General features: G+C 36.2%; 14 protein-coding genes, 3 pseudogenes and 1 riboswitch. All 17 genes and pseudogenes read left to right on the forward strand.

All coding sequences use genetic code 11. The features are described from left to right. Positions 1-91 precede the first annotated feature (91 nt). On the forward strand, positions 92-2,476 hold the full coding sequence (locus MNO09_RS11120) for a DNA translocase FtsK (RefSeq protein WP_001118771.1): 2,385 nt from the start codon (positions 92-94) through the stop codon (positions 2,474-2,476). Between the two features lie 204 nt (positions 2,477-2,680). Beyond that, a riboswitch (purine riboswitch) is annotated at positions 2,681-2,782 on the forward strand. A 232-nt stretch (positions 2,783-3,014) separates the two neighbouring features. Then, the gene (locus MNO09_RS11125; protein ID WP_000114176.1) at positions 3,015-3,740 is read left to right on the forward strand and encodes a GntR family transcriptional regulator; all 726 of its coding nucleotides are present in this window, start codon (positions 3,015-3,017) and stop codon (positions 3,738-3,740) included. Between the two features lie 90 nt (positions 3,741-3,830). Next, complete coding sequence (locus MNO09_RS11130; protein ID WP_000730596.1) at positions 3,831-4,907, forward strand: BMP family lipoprotein; 1,077 nt, start codon at positions 3,831-3,833, stop codon at positions 4,905-4,907. 118 nt (positions 4,908-5,025) lie between these two features. Beyond that, positions 5,026-6,558, forward strand: coding sequence for an ABC transporter ATP-binding protein (locus MNO09_RS11135; RefSeq protein WP_000456927.1), 1,533 nt, complete (start codon positions 5,026-5,028; stop codon positions 6,556-6,558). Next, complete coding sequence (locus MNO09_RS11140; RefSeq protein ID WP_070169058.1) at positions 6,551-7,609, forward strand: ABC transporter permease; 1,059 nt, start codon at positions 6,551-6,553, stop codon at positions 7,607-7,609. The genes MNO09_RS11135 and MNO09_RS11140 overlap by 8 nt, the downstream gene beginning before the upstream one ends. Next, on the forward strand, positions 7,610-8,569 hold the full coding sequence (locus MNO09_RS11145; RefSeq protein ID WP_000008857.1) for an ABC transporter permease: 960 nt from the start codon (positions 7,610-7,612) through the stop codon (positions 8,567-8,569). 198 nt (positions 8,570-8,767) lie between these two features. Beyond that, entirely contained in the window at positions 8,768-10,042 is a 1,275-nt protein-coding gene (gene yfmF / locus MNO09_RS11150; RefSeq protein WP_000772421.1) for an EF-P 5-aminopentanol modification-associated protein YfmF, read from the forward strand. After that, entirely contained in the window at positions 10,043-11,329 is a 1,287-nt protein-coding gene (gene yfmH / locus MNO09_RS11155) for an EF-P 5-aminopentanol modification-associated protein YfmH (protein ID WP_000411958.1), read from the forward strand. It begins immediately after the preceding gene. A 254-nt stretch (positions 11,330-11,583) separates the two neighbouring features. Further along, on the forward strand, positions 11,584-12,297 hold the full coding sequence (gene ymfI, locus MNO09_RS11160; RefSeq protein WP_000759595.1) for an elongation factor P 5-aminopentanone reductase: 714 nt from the start codon (positions 11,584-11,586) through the stop codon (positions 12,295-12,297). A gap of 97 nt (positions 12,298-12,394) precedes the next feature. Continuing rightward, positions 12,395-12,643 carry a DUF3243 domain-containing protein gene (locus MNO09_RS11165; RefSeq protein ID WP_000114455.1) on the forward strand — a complete coding sequence of 83 codons (249 nt, stop codon included), beginning with the start codon at positions 12,395-12,397 and terminating at the stop codon, positions 12,641-12,643. 139 nt (positions 12,644-12,782) lie between these two features. After that, positions 12,783-13,570 (forward strand): annotated as a pseudogene (locus tag MNO09_RS11170) (DUF3388 domain-containing protein). Positions 13,571-13,591: 21 nt separating this feature from the next. Further along, on the forward strand, positions 13,592-14,503 hold the full coding sequence (locus MNO09_RS11175) for a helix-turn-helix domain-containing protein (RefSeq protein WP_000137478.1): 912 nt from the start codon (positions 13,592-13,594) through the stop codon (positions 14,501-14,503). A gap of 63 nt (positions 14,504-14,566) precedes the next feature. Next, complete coding sequence (gene pgsA, locus MNO09_RS11180; RefSeq protein WP_001052975.1) at positions 14,567-15,145, forward strand: CDP-diacylglycerol--glycerol-3-phosphate 3-phosphatidyltransferase; 579 nt, start codon at positions 14,567-14,569, stop codon at positions 15,143-15,145. 20 nt (positions 15,146-15,165) lie between these two features. Further along, complete coding sequence (gene cinA / locus MNO09_RS11185) at positions 15,166-16,404, forward strand: competence/damage-inducible protein CinA (protein ID WP_088107341.1); 1,239 nt, start codon at positions 15,166-15,168, stop codon at positions 16,402-16,404. 143 nt (positions 16,405-16,547) lie between these two features. Beyond that, positions 16,548-17,156, forward strand: a pseudogene (gene recA, locus MNO09_RS11190) (recombinase RecA); the annotation flags it as partial. 97 nt (positions 17,157-17,253) lie between these two features. Beyond that, on the forward strand, positions 17,254-17,877 hold the full coding sequence (locus MNO09_RS11195; protein WP_000301530.1) for a PDDEXK family nuclease: 624 nt from the start codon (positions 17,254-17,256) through the stop codon (positions 17,875-17,877). A 268-nt stretch (positions 17,878-18,145) separates the two neighbouring features. After that, positions 18,146-18,568 (forward strand): annotated as a pseudogene (locus tag MNO09_RS11200) (recombinase RecA family protein); the annotation flags it as partial. Positions 18,569-18,791 lie beyond the last annotated feature (223 nt).

Genomic DNA, 18,791 nt, shown 5'->3' on the forward strand with positions numbered 1-18,791 from the left:
AGATATAAGACCTGAAAAATAGAGAAAACAGACATATAAGTAGAGCTTTTTTAAGGAAGCCCTACTTACATGTAGAACACGAGGTGAAGAAATGGCAAAACAAAAGCAAAGAGGGACGAAGGCAAAAGCAAGACGCACGATAAAGCCAACTTTGTATTATGAAATCGTCGGTTTAACTCTTTTTGCACTTTCAATCATTACGATTTTACAGCTAGGCGTTGTAGGGAAATCGTTTGTGTTATTTTTTCGCTTCTTCTTTGGTGAGTGGTACATAATTGGTGTGTTAGGTGTAATAGCTTTATCGGTTTCGTTTGTTATCAAACGCGGATGGCCAAACCTATTAAATAAACGGTTAATTGGTTTTTATTTAATAGTATTGGCGATATTAATGTTTAGTCATATTACATTATTTAACCTTCTTACGAAAGATGGAGCAGTGCAAAATACTTCTGTTATCGTGAGTACGAAAGATAACTTCTTTCTTGAAATGAAAAAGGGTCCAGATAGCGTTCATTTAGGTGGTGGCATGTTTGGTGCGCTTATGTTCGCGACGTGTTACTTCTTATTTGACGAAGTAGGAGCTTATATCATTGGTATTATTTTAGTTATTCTCGGCATACTTTGTATAACAAATAAGCATATTGGGGAAGTGCTTGCCCCTGTAGGAAGAATCCTTAGAAGTCAATTTGAAGTAATGCAAGGGGATTATAAAGATTGGAGATCCAAAAGGACAGCTGAACAAACAGAAAAGAAAAAAACAACAAGAAGTACGAGGCGCGAACGTGTTGTGGAACAAGAAGAAATTGTTGAGCCGATGGAAGAAATTTCAATTGATCCTCCCATTATTTCGAATTTCACTGAGAATTATCCAGTAAATGAACAAGAGGATAAACGAATTGGCGAAGAACAGGAAGCAGAGTTAATAACTTCACCGTCTATTGAAGAGGCTCCGCCTGTTGAAGAATCTAAGAAAAAGCGTGGAGAAAAGATTGTAGAATCTTTAGAGGCGGAAACAAGTGCCCCGCCAATGCAATTTTCAAATGTAGAAAATAAAGATTATAAGCTTCCTGCAATTGATATATTGAAATTTCCTAAGAATAAGCAAGTTACAAATGAAAATGCAGAAATTTATGAGAATGCTCGTAAATTAGAACGTACATTTCAAAGTTTTGGAGTGAAAGCGAAAGTAACAAAAGTACATAGAGGTCCTGCAGTTACAAAATATGAAGTATATCCTGATATGGGAGTAAAGGTAAGCAAAATCGTTAGTTTAAGTGATGATTTAGCACTTGCTTTAGCTGCGAAAGACATTCGTATTGAAGCACCTATTCCCGGGAAATCAGCTGTAGGGATTGAAGTTCCGAACTCAGAAGTTTCTATGGTAACGCTTAGAGAAGTTCTTGATTCTAAGGCTAATAATCATCCGGAAGAGAAGTTGTTAATTGGTCTTGGACGAGATATTACAGGTGAAGCTGTATTAGCGCGTTTAAATAAAATGCCCCATTTACTAGTAGCTGGTGCGACAGGTAGCGGGAAAAGTGTATGTATTAATGGTATTATTGTTAGTATTTTAATGCGTGCAAAACCACATGAAGTAAAATTAATGATGATTGATCCGAAAATGGTAGAGTTAAATGTATATAACGGTGTTCCGCATTTATTAACACCAGTTGTAACTGATCCGAAAAAAGCATCACAAGCTTTGAAAAAAGTCGTGAGTGAAATGGAACGACGTTATGAGTTATTTGCTCATAGTGGCACGCGTAACATTGAAGGATATAATGATCATATTAAAGAACATAATAGTCAATCAGAAGCGAAACAACCGGAATTACCTTATATTGTAGTAATAGTGGACGAGTTAGCTGATTTAATGATGGTTGCTTCATCAGATGTAGAGGATGCGATTATGCGTTTAGCACAAATGGCTCGTGCGGCTGGTATTCATTTAATTATTGCGACGCAGCGTCCATCGGTTGATGTTATTACGGGAGTTATTAAAGCGAATATTCCATCACGTATTGCATTCGCTGTATCTTCTCAAACGGACTCTCGTACAATTCTTGACGGTGGTGGTGCAGAGAAACTGCTAGGTCGTGGAGATATGCTGTTTATACCAATTGGTGCATCGAAGCCAGTACGTGTACAAGGTGCATTTTTATCCGATGATGAAGTTGAGAGAGTTGTAGAGTATGTTATTGGTCAGCAAAAAGCGCAATATCAAGAAGATATGATTCCACAAGATGTTCCTGATACGAAGCAGGAAGTAGAAGATGAATTATATGATGAAGCAGTTCAGCTCGTAGTGGAAATGCAAACAGCATCTGTTTCTATGTTGCAACGTAGGTTTAGAGTAGGTTATACGCGAGCTGCCCGTTTAATTGATGCAATGGAAATGAATGGTGTAGTAGGTCCGTATGAAGGTAGTAAACCACGAGAAGTACTCATTAATGATGTACAAGAAAAAAGTTCATAAAAAAAGCCTAATTGTTTTTTACAATTAGGCTTTTTTATATGCTAGTTTTGTTATATACTATATTCAACAATAAAGAAAGGGCTTACATCTAAAGCGATTCTTTAGAATACGAATACTTTGATTATGTTTTTAATAAATGTTCGATATTTAATGTAGAAAAATGTTAAATTTTGTTGACACGTATGGGAGCAAGTGGTAAGATTACTTCGAAAAGAATCACTGCCTCATATAATCTTGGAGATAAGGTCCATAAGTTTCTACCCGGCAACCATGAATTGCTGGACTATGAGGGGAAAAGTGTGTAACAAAGGATGTAAGAGATCTTTGTGCCGAACTTTTTCTCGAAATGAGGAATGTTTATGGTGCAAAGTTTTTTTTATGCAGTAAAGAGTGAAAATTTCATCTTAAAAAATTATTAATATTTATTCGACAATTATGCTTATTTTTAGTATTTAGTGATTTTATTATGTTGTAAGTTGAAAAAAGAGAAAAGAAGTCTTACATCAGAGGTCGAATAATTGAAATGCGGGGGAGTCTTATGTCAGTAAAATCCGATAGTCGTCACCTATATTTACGGGTGATTGATCACATCAAAGAAAAAATTAAAGATGGAGCTTACAAAGAAAGACAGAAGCTACCATCAGAGTTTGATTTAGCGAAAGAACTTGGCGTAAGTAGAGCGACTTTAAGGGAAGCGCTGCGTATTTTAGAAGAAGAAAATGTTGTCATTCGTAGACATGGTGTAGGAACATTTGTAAATGCCAAGCCGTTATTTTCTTCAGGGATTGAACAACTTTCTAGTATTACAGATATGATTTCTAGTGTGGGGAAAACACCAGGAACTATCTTTTTATCATCATCTACAACAAGTTTAACAGAAGAAGAAAAAGAGAAGTTTAATAGTGAAGATGGTTTTAATGCAGTGATGATTGAGCGTGTACGTACAGCAGATGGGGAACCTGTTGTATATTGTATCGATAAACTTGCAAAAGAAATATTGCCGGATTTATCGGGATACAATGAAGAATCGTTACTAACGGTGATACATAATAACACGCATAAGCGCATAACATATGCGGTTGCTCATATCGAGCCAATTGGCTATCATCCGAAAATCTCACCGATTTTAGAATGTGAGCCAGAAACAGCACTGCTAGTATTGAAACAAATGCACTATGATCAAAATGATGAGCCGATCTTATATTCTATCAATTACTTTAGAGCTGATAAGTTTAGCTTCCACGTACTAAGAAAACGTATGTAGGTAAGTTCCTTTTTAGGGAGGTGACAGCAAGAAGTTAGGGACAGCAGCGTATAAAAAAATAGACAAATCATTTCAGGAGGGGTTTCTAGTATGAAGAAAAAAACAGGTCTTTTATTATCATTAACATTAGCAGCAAGTGCGGTTTTAGGTGCATGTGGTAACTCGGATAAAGCGAGTAGTGACAAAAAAGGGGATAAAGAGTTTAAGGTTGGTATGGTTACGGATGTTGGGGGCGTTGATGACAAATCATTCAACCAATCTTCTTGGGAAGGATTAAAAAAGTTTGGTAAAGATAATGGATTAAAAGAAAAGACAAATTATCGTTACCTACAGTCTGAAAAAGAAGCAGATTATATTCCAAACTTAAAGAAATTTTCAAAAGATAAGTATGATTTATCTTTCGGAATTGGTTATAAATTAGAAGGTGCAATTAAAGAAGTAGCAAAAGAATCTCCAAAACAGCAATTCGCAATTGTTGATACGGTTGTAGATGCACCGAACGTAACAAGCATTACATTTAAAGATCATGAAGGATCATTCCTTGTAGGTGCGGTAGCAGCTATGTCAACAAAATCGAATAAAGTAGGATTTGTTGGTGGAATGAAGAGTGATTTAATTAGTAAATTTGAAAATGGATTTAAAGCTGGTGCAAAGGCAGTAAATCCAAACATTGAAATCGTATCTGAATATGCAGAAGCATTTGATAAACCTGAAAAAGGTACAGTTCTTGCTTCAGCAATGTACGGTCAAGGTGTAGATGTAATTTATCATGCTGCTGGTGGTACAGGTAACGGTGTGTTCACTGAAGCGAAAAATCGTAAGAAAAAAGGTGAAAATGTTTGGGTAATCGGTGTTGACCGTGACCAACATCAAGAAGGTATGCCTGAAAATGTAACATTAACTTCAATGATAAAACGCGTTGATGTAGCTGTAGAAAAAGTAGCTAAAGAAGCAAAAGATGGAAAGTTAAAAGGTGGAAAAATTGAAGCGTTTGGCTTAAAAGATGACGGTATTGGTATTTCAAAAACAACTGATAACGTGAAAAAAGTTAACCCTGAAATTTTAACAAAAGTAGAAGAATTTGAAAAGAAAATTACAGACGGTGAAATTAAAGTACCGGCTACAGATAAAGAGTATAAAGAATATGAAGCTTCTCTAAAAAAATAAATAGAGAAATAGCAAAGGTTAGTTCATAGAACTAACCTTTGTATGTATAAAACTTCCGAATTGCTTAATAAGTTAATAGTGTAATAGGGGAATGTTCCCTGTTAAAAGGAGGAACACAATGGAATACGTAATTGAAATGAATAATATTACGAAAGTATTCCCAGGCATTGTAGCGAATGATGATATTACGCTGCAAGTAAAGCAGGGTGAGATACATGCTTTACTTGGAGAAAATGGTGCAGGGAAATCCACATTGATGAATGTACTATTTGGTTTGTACCAACCAGAACAAGGTGAAATTAAAATTAAAGGAAAGTCTGTAAACATTACCAATCCGAATGTGGCAAATGACCTTGGTATTGGAATGGTTCATCAGCACTTTATGCTTGTTCATAATTTTACAGTTACAGAGAATATTATTCTCGGAAATGAACCGAAGAAAAAAGGGAAAATTGCTGTTGAGGAAGCTGCGAAAGAAATTCAAAAACTGTCTGAACAATACGGCTTAGCTGTAGATCCATATGCGAAAATACAGGATATTTCAGTTGGTATGCAACAGCGTGTTGAGATTTTGAAAACTCTTTACCGCGGTGCAGAAATTTTAATATTTGATGAACCGACAGCTGTGTTAACACCACAAGAAATTCATGAGCTAATTCAAATTATGAAAAAGCTTGTGCAAGAAGGAAAATCTATTGTTCTTATTACACATAAGTTGAAAGAAATTATGGAAGTTTGCGATCGTTGTACGATTATTCGTAAAGGAAAAGGGATTGGAACGGTTGACGTTGCAAATACGGATGAAAATAAACTTGCAGAATTAATGGTCGGACGTCAAGTGAATTTTAAAACAGAAAAAATAGACGCGAAGCCAAAAGAAGAGGTACTTTCAATTGCAAACCTTGTTGTTCACGATGCACGTCAACTACCTGCTGTAAAAGGCCTTGACTTAACTGTTCGTGCGGGGGAAATTGTTGGGATTGCAGGAATTGATGGAAACGGACAAAGTGAATTAATAGAAGCAATTACTGGTTTACGAAAAGTTGAGTCAGGTTCTATTGCAATTAGAGGAAAAGAAATAACAAATTGGCCTGTTAGAAGAATAACAGAAGAGGGAATTGGTCATATTCCAGAAGATCGTCATAAACACGGACTCGTTCTTGATTTTTCTGTTAGAGATAATATAGTTCTGCAAACGTACTATAAAAATCCGTTTTCAAAGAAAGGGATTTTAAATTTCAGCAAAATTACAGAAAAAGCAAAGGCTCTTATTGAACAGTTTGATGTACGTACACCTAGTGAGCAAACGTTAGCACGCGCTCTATCTGGGGGGAATCAGCAAAAAGCAATTATTGCACGTGAAGTAGACCGTGATCCAGATTTATTAATCGCGGCACAGCCAACACGTGGTTTAGATGTAGGAGCAATTGAATTTATTCATAAGAGATTAATAGAGCAAAGGGATAAAGGAAAAGGTGTATTACTTTTATCACTAGAGTTAGATGAAATCTTAAATGTTAGCGATCGAGTTGCTGTTATTTATGAAGGGAAAATTGTAGCAATAGTTGATGCGAAAGAAACGAATGAACAACAGCTTGGATTGTTAATGGCTGGAGGAACAAAGAAGGAGCAGGTGGGTACAAATGGCTAAAAAACTTTTAACAGAGCGAACGATAAATATTTTAGTCCCAGTACTATCCGTTATTTTCGGCTTACTTGTAGGAGCAATTGTAATGCTAGTTAGTGGCTATGACCCAATTGTTGGTTATAGTGCACTTTGGACAGGTATGTTCGGTAGCGCAAGTGCGATTGGTGAAACGCTTCGTACAATGATACCGCTTATTCTTGCTGGTTTATCGGTGGCGTTTGCATTTCGTACAGGTTTATTTAATATCGGGGTAGAGGGTCAATTGTTAGTTGGTTGGCTTGCGGCGGTTTGGTTCGGTTATGCAGTCTCACTACCGGATTTCCTTCATATTCCATTATCTATTTTATTTGCAGCATTGGTAGGCGGAATTTGGGGCTTCATTCCGGGATATTTAAAAGGGAAGTTTCAAGTGAATGAAGTTATTGTAACCATTATGATGAACTATATTGCGTTGTATGTAACATATGACATTATTAAGCGTTTCTTACATGCGGGTAATGACAAAACGTATGATATTAAAGAGAGTGCGTCACTATCTTCAGACTGGCTTGCTTCTATTACTGATGGTTCACGTCTACACTGGGGAATTATTGTAGCAATTTTAATCGCTATTTTAATGTGGTTCTTATTAGATAGAACAACTTTAGGTTACGAATTAAAGTCGGTAGGATTTAATCAGCATGCTTCTCAATATGCAGGTATGAAAGTTTCTCGTAATGTAGTATTCTCCATGACAATTGCTGGTGCATTTGCGGGGATTGGTGGAGCGATGGAAGGATTAGGAACATTCCAGAGTATGACAGCGATGTCTTCGTTTACAGGAGTAGGATTTGACGGGATTGCTGTAGCATTACTTGGAGGGAATAATCCGTTTGGTATAATCCTTTCAGCTTTATTATTTGGTGGTTTGAAAAGTGCTTCCCCTCAAATGAACTTTGAGGCAGATGTACCATCAGAGCTTATTAATGTAATTATTGCATGTATCATCTTCTTTGTTGCATGTAGTTATGTGTTAAGATGGGCGCTTACACGCATGAGCAAGGAGGGGAAATAAATGAGCTTTTTAGATATATTAGCCATTCTTGTGACGGGTACGTTATATACATCAGCACCTATAATTTTCACAGCATTAGGTGGTGTATTTAGTGAACGATCGGGTGTTGTAAATATCGGATTAGAAGGACTAATGCTATTTGGTGCATTTATTGGAGTAGTTACAAATTTATTAATGGGTGATACTTGGGGAACGATGACTCCATGGATTGCGTTATTATTTGCGGCAATTGGTAGTGGATTATTTGCATTACTTCATGCGGTAGCCTCTATTACATTCCGAGCGGATCAAGTTGTGAGTGGTGTAGCAATTAACTTTTTATCTCTTGGTTTAACAGTATTTGCAATTAAGAAGATTTTTGATAAAGGACAGACTGACTTTATTCAGTATCGTATTGAAAAGATTGATATTCCAGGCCTTTCGGATATTCCGGTTTTAGGGAAAATATTTTTCTCGAACGTACCGATAACGTCGTATATTGCCATTATTTTAGCATTCGTTGTTTGGTATGTTATTTATAAAACACCGTTTGGTCTTCGTCTACGTGCTGTTGGTGAACACCCAATGGCAGCGGATACGATGGGGATTAACGTATATAAAATGCGCTATATTGGAGTCTGTATATCAGGAGTGTTTGCTGGAATTGGTGGAGCGATTTTTGCAATGTCAATTTCTAATAACTTCTCAGGGGCAACGATTACAGGACAAGGTTTCTTAGCTTTAGCTGCTATGATTTTTGGAAAGTGGAATCCACTAGGCGCACTAGGTGCAGCTCTATTCTTTGGTTTTGCGCAATCTCTTAGTGTAACAGGTGGAACAATTCCTGTATTAGATCAAATCCCAAGTGTTTTATTAACGATATTACCATATGTATTCACAATATTAGCACTTGTTGGTTTTGTAGGTCGTTCTGAAGCTCCGAAAGCGTTAGGAACGCCGTATGAAAAAGGAAAACGATAAGTATAAAAAAGCTCGCACATTAGTGCGGGCTTTTTTACATAGAATATATGTAATACGGAATTTTACTATGTTCCTTACATATAAAAGTTTTTAGAAAGAGCCTGATGTAAGTATAGTGAGGAAGAAAAGTTGATTTTTCATTTCTAAAAACTGTATATTGAAGAGGAATATTCCTATATACGTAAAGGAGGGCTATAAATGAAACTAATGGAACAACAGTTACATGAGTTAGGTGGTTTACGAGTACATATTATTCCGACTGATAAATATAAAACAAATACTTTTGTATTTCGTTTTAAAGCACCTTTAAATGAGGAGACGGTGACAGAGCGCGCCCTATTGCCATACGTATTGCAAAGTGCGACAGAAAAGCTTCCTTCTGTAATTCGTCTTCGTCAATATTTAGAAGAATTATACGGATCTTCTTTGGCAGTAGATGTAAGTAAAAAAGGAGAAGACCATATCATCTCTATTTATGTAGACATTGCAAATGAAGTATATTTACATGATGCACCACCGTTATTTGAAAAAGCACTTTCTATGTTATCGGATATAGTTTTACATCCAGCAACAGAGGGAAATAGTTTTCTACCTTCTATTGTAGAAAGTGAAAAGAGAGCGCTCTTGCAACGAATTGAAGCTACGTATGATGATAAAATGCGCTATGCAAACGAGCGTTTAATTGAAGAAATGTGCAAAGTAGAACCGTATCGATTAAGTGCAAATGGAAAAAAAGAGAGTGTTGCATCTATTACAAATGAAAGTTTGTATCAATATTATCAAAAAGTGTTAGCGGAAGATGAAATGGATCTATACATTATTGGTGATATTTCAGAAAACGCAGTTGATCTTGTAAGTAAGTATTTTTCTATTTCAGCACGTCCTGTGAGAGAGAGAAATGTACTTCTTCATAAGAGAAATAATGAAGAAAAAGAAGTTGTTGAAAAACAAGAATTAAAACAAAGTAAATTACACATCGGTTATCGTACGTTTATTACGTATAAGGACGAAGATTATTTTGCGCTGCAATTGTTCAATGGACTTTTTGGAGGATTTTCTCATTCAAAGTTATTCGTTAATGTTCGTGAAAAAAATAGTTTAGCGTACTATGCAGCATCCCGCTTTGAAAGTCATAAAGGTTTATTGTTTGTCATGTCAGGAATCGAAGCGAAAAATTATGAAAAAGCTGTTGAGATTATTAAAGAACAAATGTTGGCGATGCAAAATGGTGATTTTTCAGAAGAAGAGATGCATCAAACGAAAAGTGTTATTCAAAATCAAATATTAGAGGCGATTGATACACCGCGCGGATTTGTGGAAATGCTGTATCATGGTATTATTTCAGACCGTACGCGTCCGGTTGAAGAATGGCTTTCAGGTATTGAAAGTGTGACGAAAGAAGAGATTGTGAAAGTTGCTAAAAATATTGAACTAGATACAATTTACTTTTTACATGGAACGGAGGGAGAATAAATGGAGAAAATTGTTTATGAGCAATTAAAAGAGACACTCTATTATGAAAAACTTCCTAATGGATTAGATGTATATATTTTACCGAAGCAAGGATTTAATAAAACATTTGCAACGTTTACGACAAAATATGGTTCTGTGGATAATACATTCGTGCCACTAGGTAAAGAAGAAATGGTTCGTGTACCTGATGGAATTGCTCATTTTCTTGAGCATAAATTATTTGAAAAAGAAGATCACGATGCTTTCCAATTGTTTAGTAAACAAGGAGCATCAGCAAATGCCTTCACATCTTTCACAAGAACAGCTTACCTGTTTTCATGTACATCAAATGTAGAACAAAATTTAAATACATTGTTAAACTTCGTACAAGAGCCTTACTTCTCTGAAAAAACAGTTGAAAAAGAGAAGGGGATTATTGGGCAAGAAATTCAAATGTATCAAGATAATCCAGATTGGCGCTTATACTTTGGATTAATTGATAGCTTGTTTGTAAAGCACCCAATTAAAATTGATATTGCAGGGACAATCGAGTCTATTAGTAAAATTACGAAAGACTTATTATATGAATGTTATGAAACATTTTATCATCCGAGCAATATGTTATTGTTCGTTGTGGGGGCAATTGATCCAGAGAAAACAATGGATTTAGTACGTGAAAATCAAGCGAAAAAAGATTATAAAAACCAGCCAGAAATTGTACGTTCATTTGAGGAAGAACCAGATGAGGTAAATGAAAAGAAGAAAATTATTTCCATGCCTGTACAAACACCGAAATGTTTAGTTGGTATTAAAGCGACAAATTTAAAAGAAAAAGGGAAAGCTCTTTTAAAACAAGAAATTGCGCTTACGTTACTTTTAGATTATTTATTTGGGAAAAGCTCCGTCCATTACGAATCTTTATATAATGAAGGTCTTATTGATGATTCGTTCTCGTATGATTATACGGAAGAGAATAACTTCGGTTTTGCAATGGTTGGCGGCGATACGAAGCAACCTGATGAGTTGGAAGAGCGTTTGAAAAGCATTTTACTAAATACAAATTATGATCAATTAGATGAGGTGGCATTAGAACGAGTGAAGAAAAAGAAAATAGGTGGCTTTTTACGATCGTTGAATTCGCCGGAATATATTGCAAATCAATTTACACGATATGCGTTTAATGAATCTAGTCTGTTTGAGGCATTGACTGTGTTAGAAAGTCTAACTGTTCAAGATTTACAAGAAGTAGCCAAATTATTATTATCAGAAGAAAGAATGAGTGTTTGTCAAGTTTTACCGAAAAAATAAAAGGTTTCATAATAATACCCTCATCTTATCATTGATAAATTGTAAGATGAGGGTATTATTTACCCCGCATTAACGGGCAGTAAGACCCCCACTTAAAAATTCAGTGAAAGCACAGAAGTAGGTGGGGGGATCAACTGCCCGTAAAAGCCCGATTGGTTCAACTAATAATCAGTGGGGGATGTTCATCCACCCACTGATTAAAGTTTCACTTTATTTGTAGGAAAAAGATTTTGTTGAGATAAGAGAGGAATTATATGAAAAAGTATGCATTAGTAACTGGAGGAAGCGGAGGGATTGGCTCTGCTATTTCAAAACAATTAATTCAAGACGGATATACAGTATATGTTCATTATAATAACGGTGAAGGGCAAGTGAATGAGCTACAGAAAGAGTGGGGGGAAGTGATTCCTGTTCAAGCGGATTTAGCTTCTAGTGATGGAGCAGAGCAATTGTGGAAACAAATTGAACATCCTCTTGATGTTATCGTATATGCAGCTGGGAAGAGTATCTTTGGGCTCGTAACAGATGTAACGAACGATGAATTAAATTATATGGTAGAACTTCAAGTGAAGAGCATCTATAAACTATTATCAATGGCACTGCCATCAATGATTCAGCGGAGAAGCGGTAATATTGTACTTGTTTCGTCTATATGGGGACAAATTGGTGCATCATGTGAAGTGCTTTACTCGATGGTAAAAGGTGCACAAAATTCATATGTGAAAGCATTAGCAAAAGAAGTTTCATTAAGTGGAGTAAGAGTGAACGCGGTAGCACCAGGTGCAATTGAAACGGAAATGTTAAACGTATTTTCAGAAGAGGATAAGAATGAAATTGCTGAAGAGATTCCGTTAGGACGATTAGGATTACCAGAAGAAGTAGCAAAAACAGTGTCATTTCTCGTGTCACCAGGTGCATCTTACATAACGGGACAAATTATCGGAGTGAATGGCGGTTGGCATTGCTAAAAAATTCTTACATAAAAAATAAAAAACTCTTACATAAAAAATAAAAAACTGTACAAATTAAGCATGATTCTATTACTAAGTAGTGAGGTGCTTAAATATGTCAGTTTTAGATAATTTTGATCAATGGAAGAGCTTTTTAGGAGAACGTTTAGAACAGGCATCAGGAAAAGGTCTTGATGGTGGTGCTGTATCAGATATGGCATTTCGTGTTGGAGATTATTTAGCAAATGAAGTAGAAGCGCGCAACGACCAAGAGAAATTATTGTCTGAGCTTTGGAAAGTCGCTGATGAACAAGAGCAACATACAATCGCAAACTTAATGGTGAAGTTTGTACAGCATAAGTAAAAAATAGAGAGGAGAATCTCCTCTCTATTTTTTTTGTATAATAATAACGCGGGATAGATTATACATTTAGCTTCCCTATTAAGGTGAAATCATATAATATAGTACGTAGGTGTAAAGTAAGCAAGGGGAGTGATCTTGGATGATTGAATGGTATTTTGAATATGAAATACATAAAAACCGACCTGGCTTGCTTGGTGACGTTTCTTCGTTAATCGGTATGCTCGGCATTAATATTGTCACAATTAATGGTGTAGATAATGCACGCCGTGGATTACTCCTTATGTGTGATAATCAAGAGCAAATCTCTAGACTTGAATCAATTTTAAATACGATGGATAACATAACGGTAACGAAATATCGTCCGCCAAAGCTAAGAGATAAGCTAGCGGTTAGACATGGTAGGTACATACAACGAGATGCAGATGATAAGAAGACATTTCGATTTGTACGTGATGAATTAGGGTTACTTGTAGACTTTATGGCTGAAATAATGAAAAAAGAAGGTCATAAACTAATCGGGATACGAGGAATGCCTCGTGTCGGAAAAACAGAATCCATAGTTGCCGCAAGTGTTTGTGCAAATAAAAGATGGTTATTTGTATCATCTACTCTTATTAAGCAAACTGTTCGTAGTCAATTGATTGAAGATGAGTATAGCGACGACAATATTTTTATCTTAGATGGAATCGTGTCAACAAAGCGTGCTAACGAAAGACATTGGCAGCTTGTTCGTGAAATTATGAGATTACCTGCAACGAAAGTTGTGGAACATCCTGACGTATTTGTGAGTCAGTCAGAATACACATTGGATGATTTTGTGATTATATTATCGAGTTGCGTAACGATTATGATGAAGAAATTCAATATAATTTAGTAGATGAAATTGAGCAAGGTACGCAAAATAATTTCTCTATGTTTGACTTTTAAAGAAATATTGAGGTGTTAGTAGTGACAGAATTAGGACAAAAGCTGAAAGAAGCAAGAGGAATGAAGGGCTTGTCTATGGATCAGCTGCATGAGATTACAAAAATTCAAAAACGCCATTTAGTAGCGATTGAGGAAGGCAATTATGATGTATTGCCAGGAGCTTTTTATGCGCGTGCATTCATTAAACAATACGCAGATGCGGTTGGGTTAAATGGAGAGGAACTGCTTGTAGAATATCAGAGTACGATACCACAATCTGAAAAACGCGACGTTCCACAAGTATCAACAGGACAAAAAACACAAGAAACAATGCAAAAATCTTCATCATGGCCAATTGCAGATCATATGCCGAAAGTTTTAGTTGCGCTATTAGTAATTGCATTTGGAGTGGTGATTTGGTTTGTTTTCCAAGCGTTAACTGGAAAAGGTGATGAGAAAGTTCCGAATGCTCAAAGTGAGAAAATTGAAGTTAAAAAAGCGGAAAACTCTCCGTTAGATACGAAGAAAGATGAAGTGAAAGCGGAAGAGCCGAAAAAAGAGGAACCAAAGAAAGAAGAGCCAAAGAAAGAGGAACAACCAGCACAACCAACTGGAAAAGAAGAAGTGAAAGTAGTTGGAACAGCTGGTAAAGTATCTACTTTGGAAATTCATAATAATAAAACATTAGAACTGGAAATATCGGGTAAAGGTGCGAGTTATGTAGATGTTAAAGATGATACTGGTAAAGTAATTTTAAACACTACAGTACAAGAGGGCCAAATAGAAAAACATGATGTATCAACAGTAAAAGAAGTGCGACTTAATATTGGAAATGCAACGAATGTTGAAGTTAAACTGAATGGCCAAGTGGTCGCTTTCCCATTGGATCCAGAAAAAGAACTTCACCAAAGATTGGTGATAAAAAACCAAGGGATAGAGCAACCTGCACAATAACAGTCATCGCTTCGATGACTTTTTTCAATGAACAAATGTTTTTGATACGATGGAGGAATAGCTGTGAATTTACCAAATAAAATTACAATATCTAGAATCTTCTTAATTCCAATTTTTATGGTAATTATGTTAGCGCCCTTTGATTGGGGTTCATACACAATTGGTGATGTTGATTTGCCAATTCAACATTTAGTAGGAGCACTTATCTTTATTGTTGCTTCGGCTACAGATTGGATTGATGGACATTACGCAAGAAAGTATAATCTTGTAACGAATTTAGGGAAGTTTCTTGACCCGTTAGCTGATAAATTACTTGTTTCAGCAGCACTTATTACATTAGTTGAGATGCAATACGTACCTGCTTGGATCGTTATTGTGATTATCAGCCGTGAGTTTGCAGTAACTGGTTTACGCCTTGTACTTGCTGGAACAGGAGAAGTAGTGGCAGCAAATCAGTTAGGGAAAATTAAGACGTGGACACAAATTATTGCAATTGCGGCGTATTTATTACACGATGTACCTTTAAATTTAATCCATATCCCAGTTGCTGATATTTTCATATGGATTGCATTAATCTTTACTGTTATTTCAGGGTGGGATTATTTCTGGAAAAATAGAGCTGCTTTTGTAAACTCAAAATAGAAGTTTATGGGGGAATTAGGATGAATGCTGAAATTATTGCGGTTGGAACTGAATTATTACTTGGACAAATTGCAAATACAAATGCCCAGTTTTTATCTGAAAAGTTAGCTTCAATCGGAATTAATGTGTACTACCATACTGTAGTTGGAGATAATAACAAGCGATTACAGCAGGCGATTGAAGTTGCAGAAGAACGTGCTGATATACTTATTTTCACAGGTGGATTAGGCCCGACAAAAGATGATTTGACGAAAGAAACGATATCTTCTAGTTTGGGTGAAGAGCTTGTGTATGATGAAAAGGCATTAGCATCGATAAGCGAGTACTTTAAGCGTACAGGTCGCGAGTTCACAGAGAATAATAAAAAGCAAGCGCTCGTTTTGAATGGAGCAACTGTATTTGCGAATGATCACGGCATGGCACCTGGTATGGGGCTAAATAAGAACGAGAAAGTTTATATTTTATTACCAGGACCACCGAAAGAGATGAAGCCGATGTATATAAGTTATGTAGAGCCTTTTTTACGTAACTTTACAACAGGAGAAAACATTTATTCTCGTGTGCTTCGCTTTTTCGGGATTGGGGAATCACAATTAGAAGTGAAAGTTCAAGATTTAATTGATGGACAAATGAACCCGACAATCGCCCCCCTTGCGAATGATGGAGAAGTGACACTACGTTTAACTGCCAAACATCAAAATGCTGATGAAGCGGCGAAACTCATTCAGCATATGGAAGATTTGATTTTAGAAAGAGTAGGAGAATTTTTCTACGGGTATGATCAAGAGTTTCTGCATGATAAGGCGATAGAGTTATTGAAGAAAAAAGGATTAACTTTAGCGTGTGCAGAAAGTTTAACCGGTGGTCTCTTCGGCAATCAAGTAACAGAAAGTGCTGGTGTGTCTTCAGTATTTAAAGGCGGTGTCATTTGTTATCATAATGATGTGAAGCAACATGTTTTACATGTAACTGCGGAAGTGTTGTCTACTGATGGTGCAGTTAGTAAAGAATGTGCTCGTTATCTTGCTGAAAATGTTAAGGGCTTATTAAAAGCGGATATCGGAATTAGTTTCACTGGGGTAGCAGGACCGGATGCTTCAGAACATAAAGAGCCGGGAACAGTATTCGTTGGATTGGCGATGAAGGATGAACCAACTGTAGTCTTTCCTCTTAATTTAAGTGGAAGTCGTCAACAAATTAGGGAACGTTCGGTGAAATGTGGATTTTATCATTTATATAAAAAGCTAGAAGAGATATAAGTTTCTTCTAGCTTTTTTTATGGTTAAACTCAGTTTTATTTAATGGAAAATAAAAAAATCGAATAAATGTTCGATTTTTGTTGGCAAATTGAATTGAAAATAGGTATAATAAGATTAGCAATTCAGTTAAGGAGGAATTTTGAATGAGTGATCGTCAAGCGGCGTTAGATATGGCGTTAAAACAAATAGAGAAGCAATTCGGTAAAGGTTCAATTATGAAATTAGGAGAACAAGCGGAGCGTAGAATTTCTACAATTTCAAGTGGTTCTTTAGCACTTGATGTAGCACTAGGGGTAGGCGGATACCCACGTGGCCGTATTATCGAAATTTATGGACCAGAAAGTTCAGGTAAAACAACAGTTTCATTACACGCAATCGCTGAAGTACAGCGTCAAGGTGGACAAGCAGCGTTTATTGATGCGGAGCATGCAATGGATCCTGTATATGCACAAAAATTAGGCGTTAACATAGATGAATTACTATTATCACAACCTGATACAGGGGAGCAAGGACTAGAAATCGCAGAAGCACTTGTACGAAGTGGCGCGGTTGATATTATCGTAATTGACTCTGTAGCAGCTCTTGTACCGAAAGCTGAGATTGAAGGAGACATGGGTGACTCACACGTAGGTCTACAAGCTCGTTTAATGTCTCAAGCACTTCGTAAGCTGTCAGGTGCAATCAATAAATCAAAAACAATCGCAATCTTTATTAACCAAATTCGTGAAAAAGTTGGGGTTATGTTCGGAAATCAACCACAAGTTGCTTAATCAGAGCGTAGTACTTGAATCTTTATTTGTCTTCTTCATTTAAGTCTTTATAAGGGATTTCTTATAAGGAGAGATTAAGGTGGCAGTGACAATTGGAAATAGAACTTATCGAAACATAGAACAATGGCAAGTGGATTTTATCGCGACACATGCGGAGAGAAAATTAAAAGATATAGGTAAAGAAATTAATCTTGATGAAAGGCGAGTAGGTGAAATACTAAAGTTACTCGGAATTAAAAGAACCAGACATAGGAAGATTTATTTACCTAAAACCGCAGAAGTTGAACAAGAGTTAAAAAATCCATATTTATCACATGTTGAAATTGCCGTTAAGTATGGCGTATCCGATACATGTGTTGCTAAAAGGAGAAAAGAGCTTAATGTAAAGGTCAGAAAGAAAAATTATGATACTTTACTGGAACAACAGGTTGAACAGATATTATTAAGCTTAGATCTGGCGTTCATTAAGCAAAAAAGAATCGATAAGTGGTCTATTGATTTCTACTTAGGTAGAAAATATTGTTTAGATGTCCATGGGAAATGGGCACACTCACTCAAAAAAATAAAAGAACGAGATAAAAGAAAACTTTTATTTATGGAAGAGAGCTGCTATAAATATCTTGTTATACATGAAGAAGAGTTAGTAAATAAAGAAAAAGTCGCACAAAAGATTAAGGAGTTTACCATGGGTTTCCCTTGCTAGTGATAGCATGTTAAAAAACCTTGTGAACCTTATTGCCTAAGGGTGTAACTATTTATATAGTTGCTAACGGTGAAGCCCACCATTATTTAGGGTAATACCGTGCCAAGCTTCATATTTATATGGGGAAGGTGTAGAGACTACCGAAAAGGACTTTTAGTTAACTGAGTAGGGTACGGCAGATGATAGGCTACTGCTGGAAGTGCAAGGCTCTCTGTAAAGAGATGAAGAGATAGTCCGGACTATAGAGATGGAAAATCTATAGATAGTGCCAGAAACAACTCCAGGTGGTCGTGCGTTGAAATTCTATTCAACAGTTCGTCTTGAAGTGCGTCGTGCGGAGCAATTAAAGCAAGGTAACGACATCGTTGGTAATAAAACAAAAGTAAAAGTAGTTAAAAATAAAGTGGCACCACCATTCCGTGTTGCTGAAGTTGATATTATGTACGGAGAAGGTATTTCAAGAGAAGGTGAAATCTTAGATATGGCTTCTGAACTTGATATCGTTCAAAAGAGTGGTGCTTGGTACTCTTATAATGAAGAGCGTTTAGGTCAAGGTCGTGAAAATTCGAAGCAATTCTTAAAAGAGAATACGGATTTAAGAGAGGAAATTGCCTTCTTTGTTCGTGACCATCACGGAATTGGTGAAGACTCTGGTGCTGAAGACACGGAAGATTCAAATCTTCAAGATTAAAAAATAAAAGACACGGTTCCGTGTCTTTTATTTTTTAATCATTATGAAAGCGTTGTATATCGTTGGAGATAAAATATTTAATCTGCCTAAAAGGCTATGTATAAAGAGGGATATATGCATGTTTTGTATGCATAAACTGGAATTTACTAAGGTTTTCCAGGATAATATGCTGTCTTCTTTTTAAATTCATATATGAATTAGAGCTGAAGGTAAAGAAAGTAAA

The sequence above is a fragment of the Bacillus sp. N5-665 genome, from assembly GCF_022637375.2.
GTDB lineage: Bacteria > Bacillota > Bacilli > Bacillales > Bacillaceae_G > Bacillus_A > Bacillus_A wiedmannii.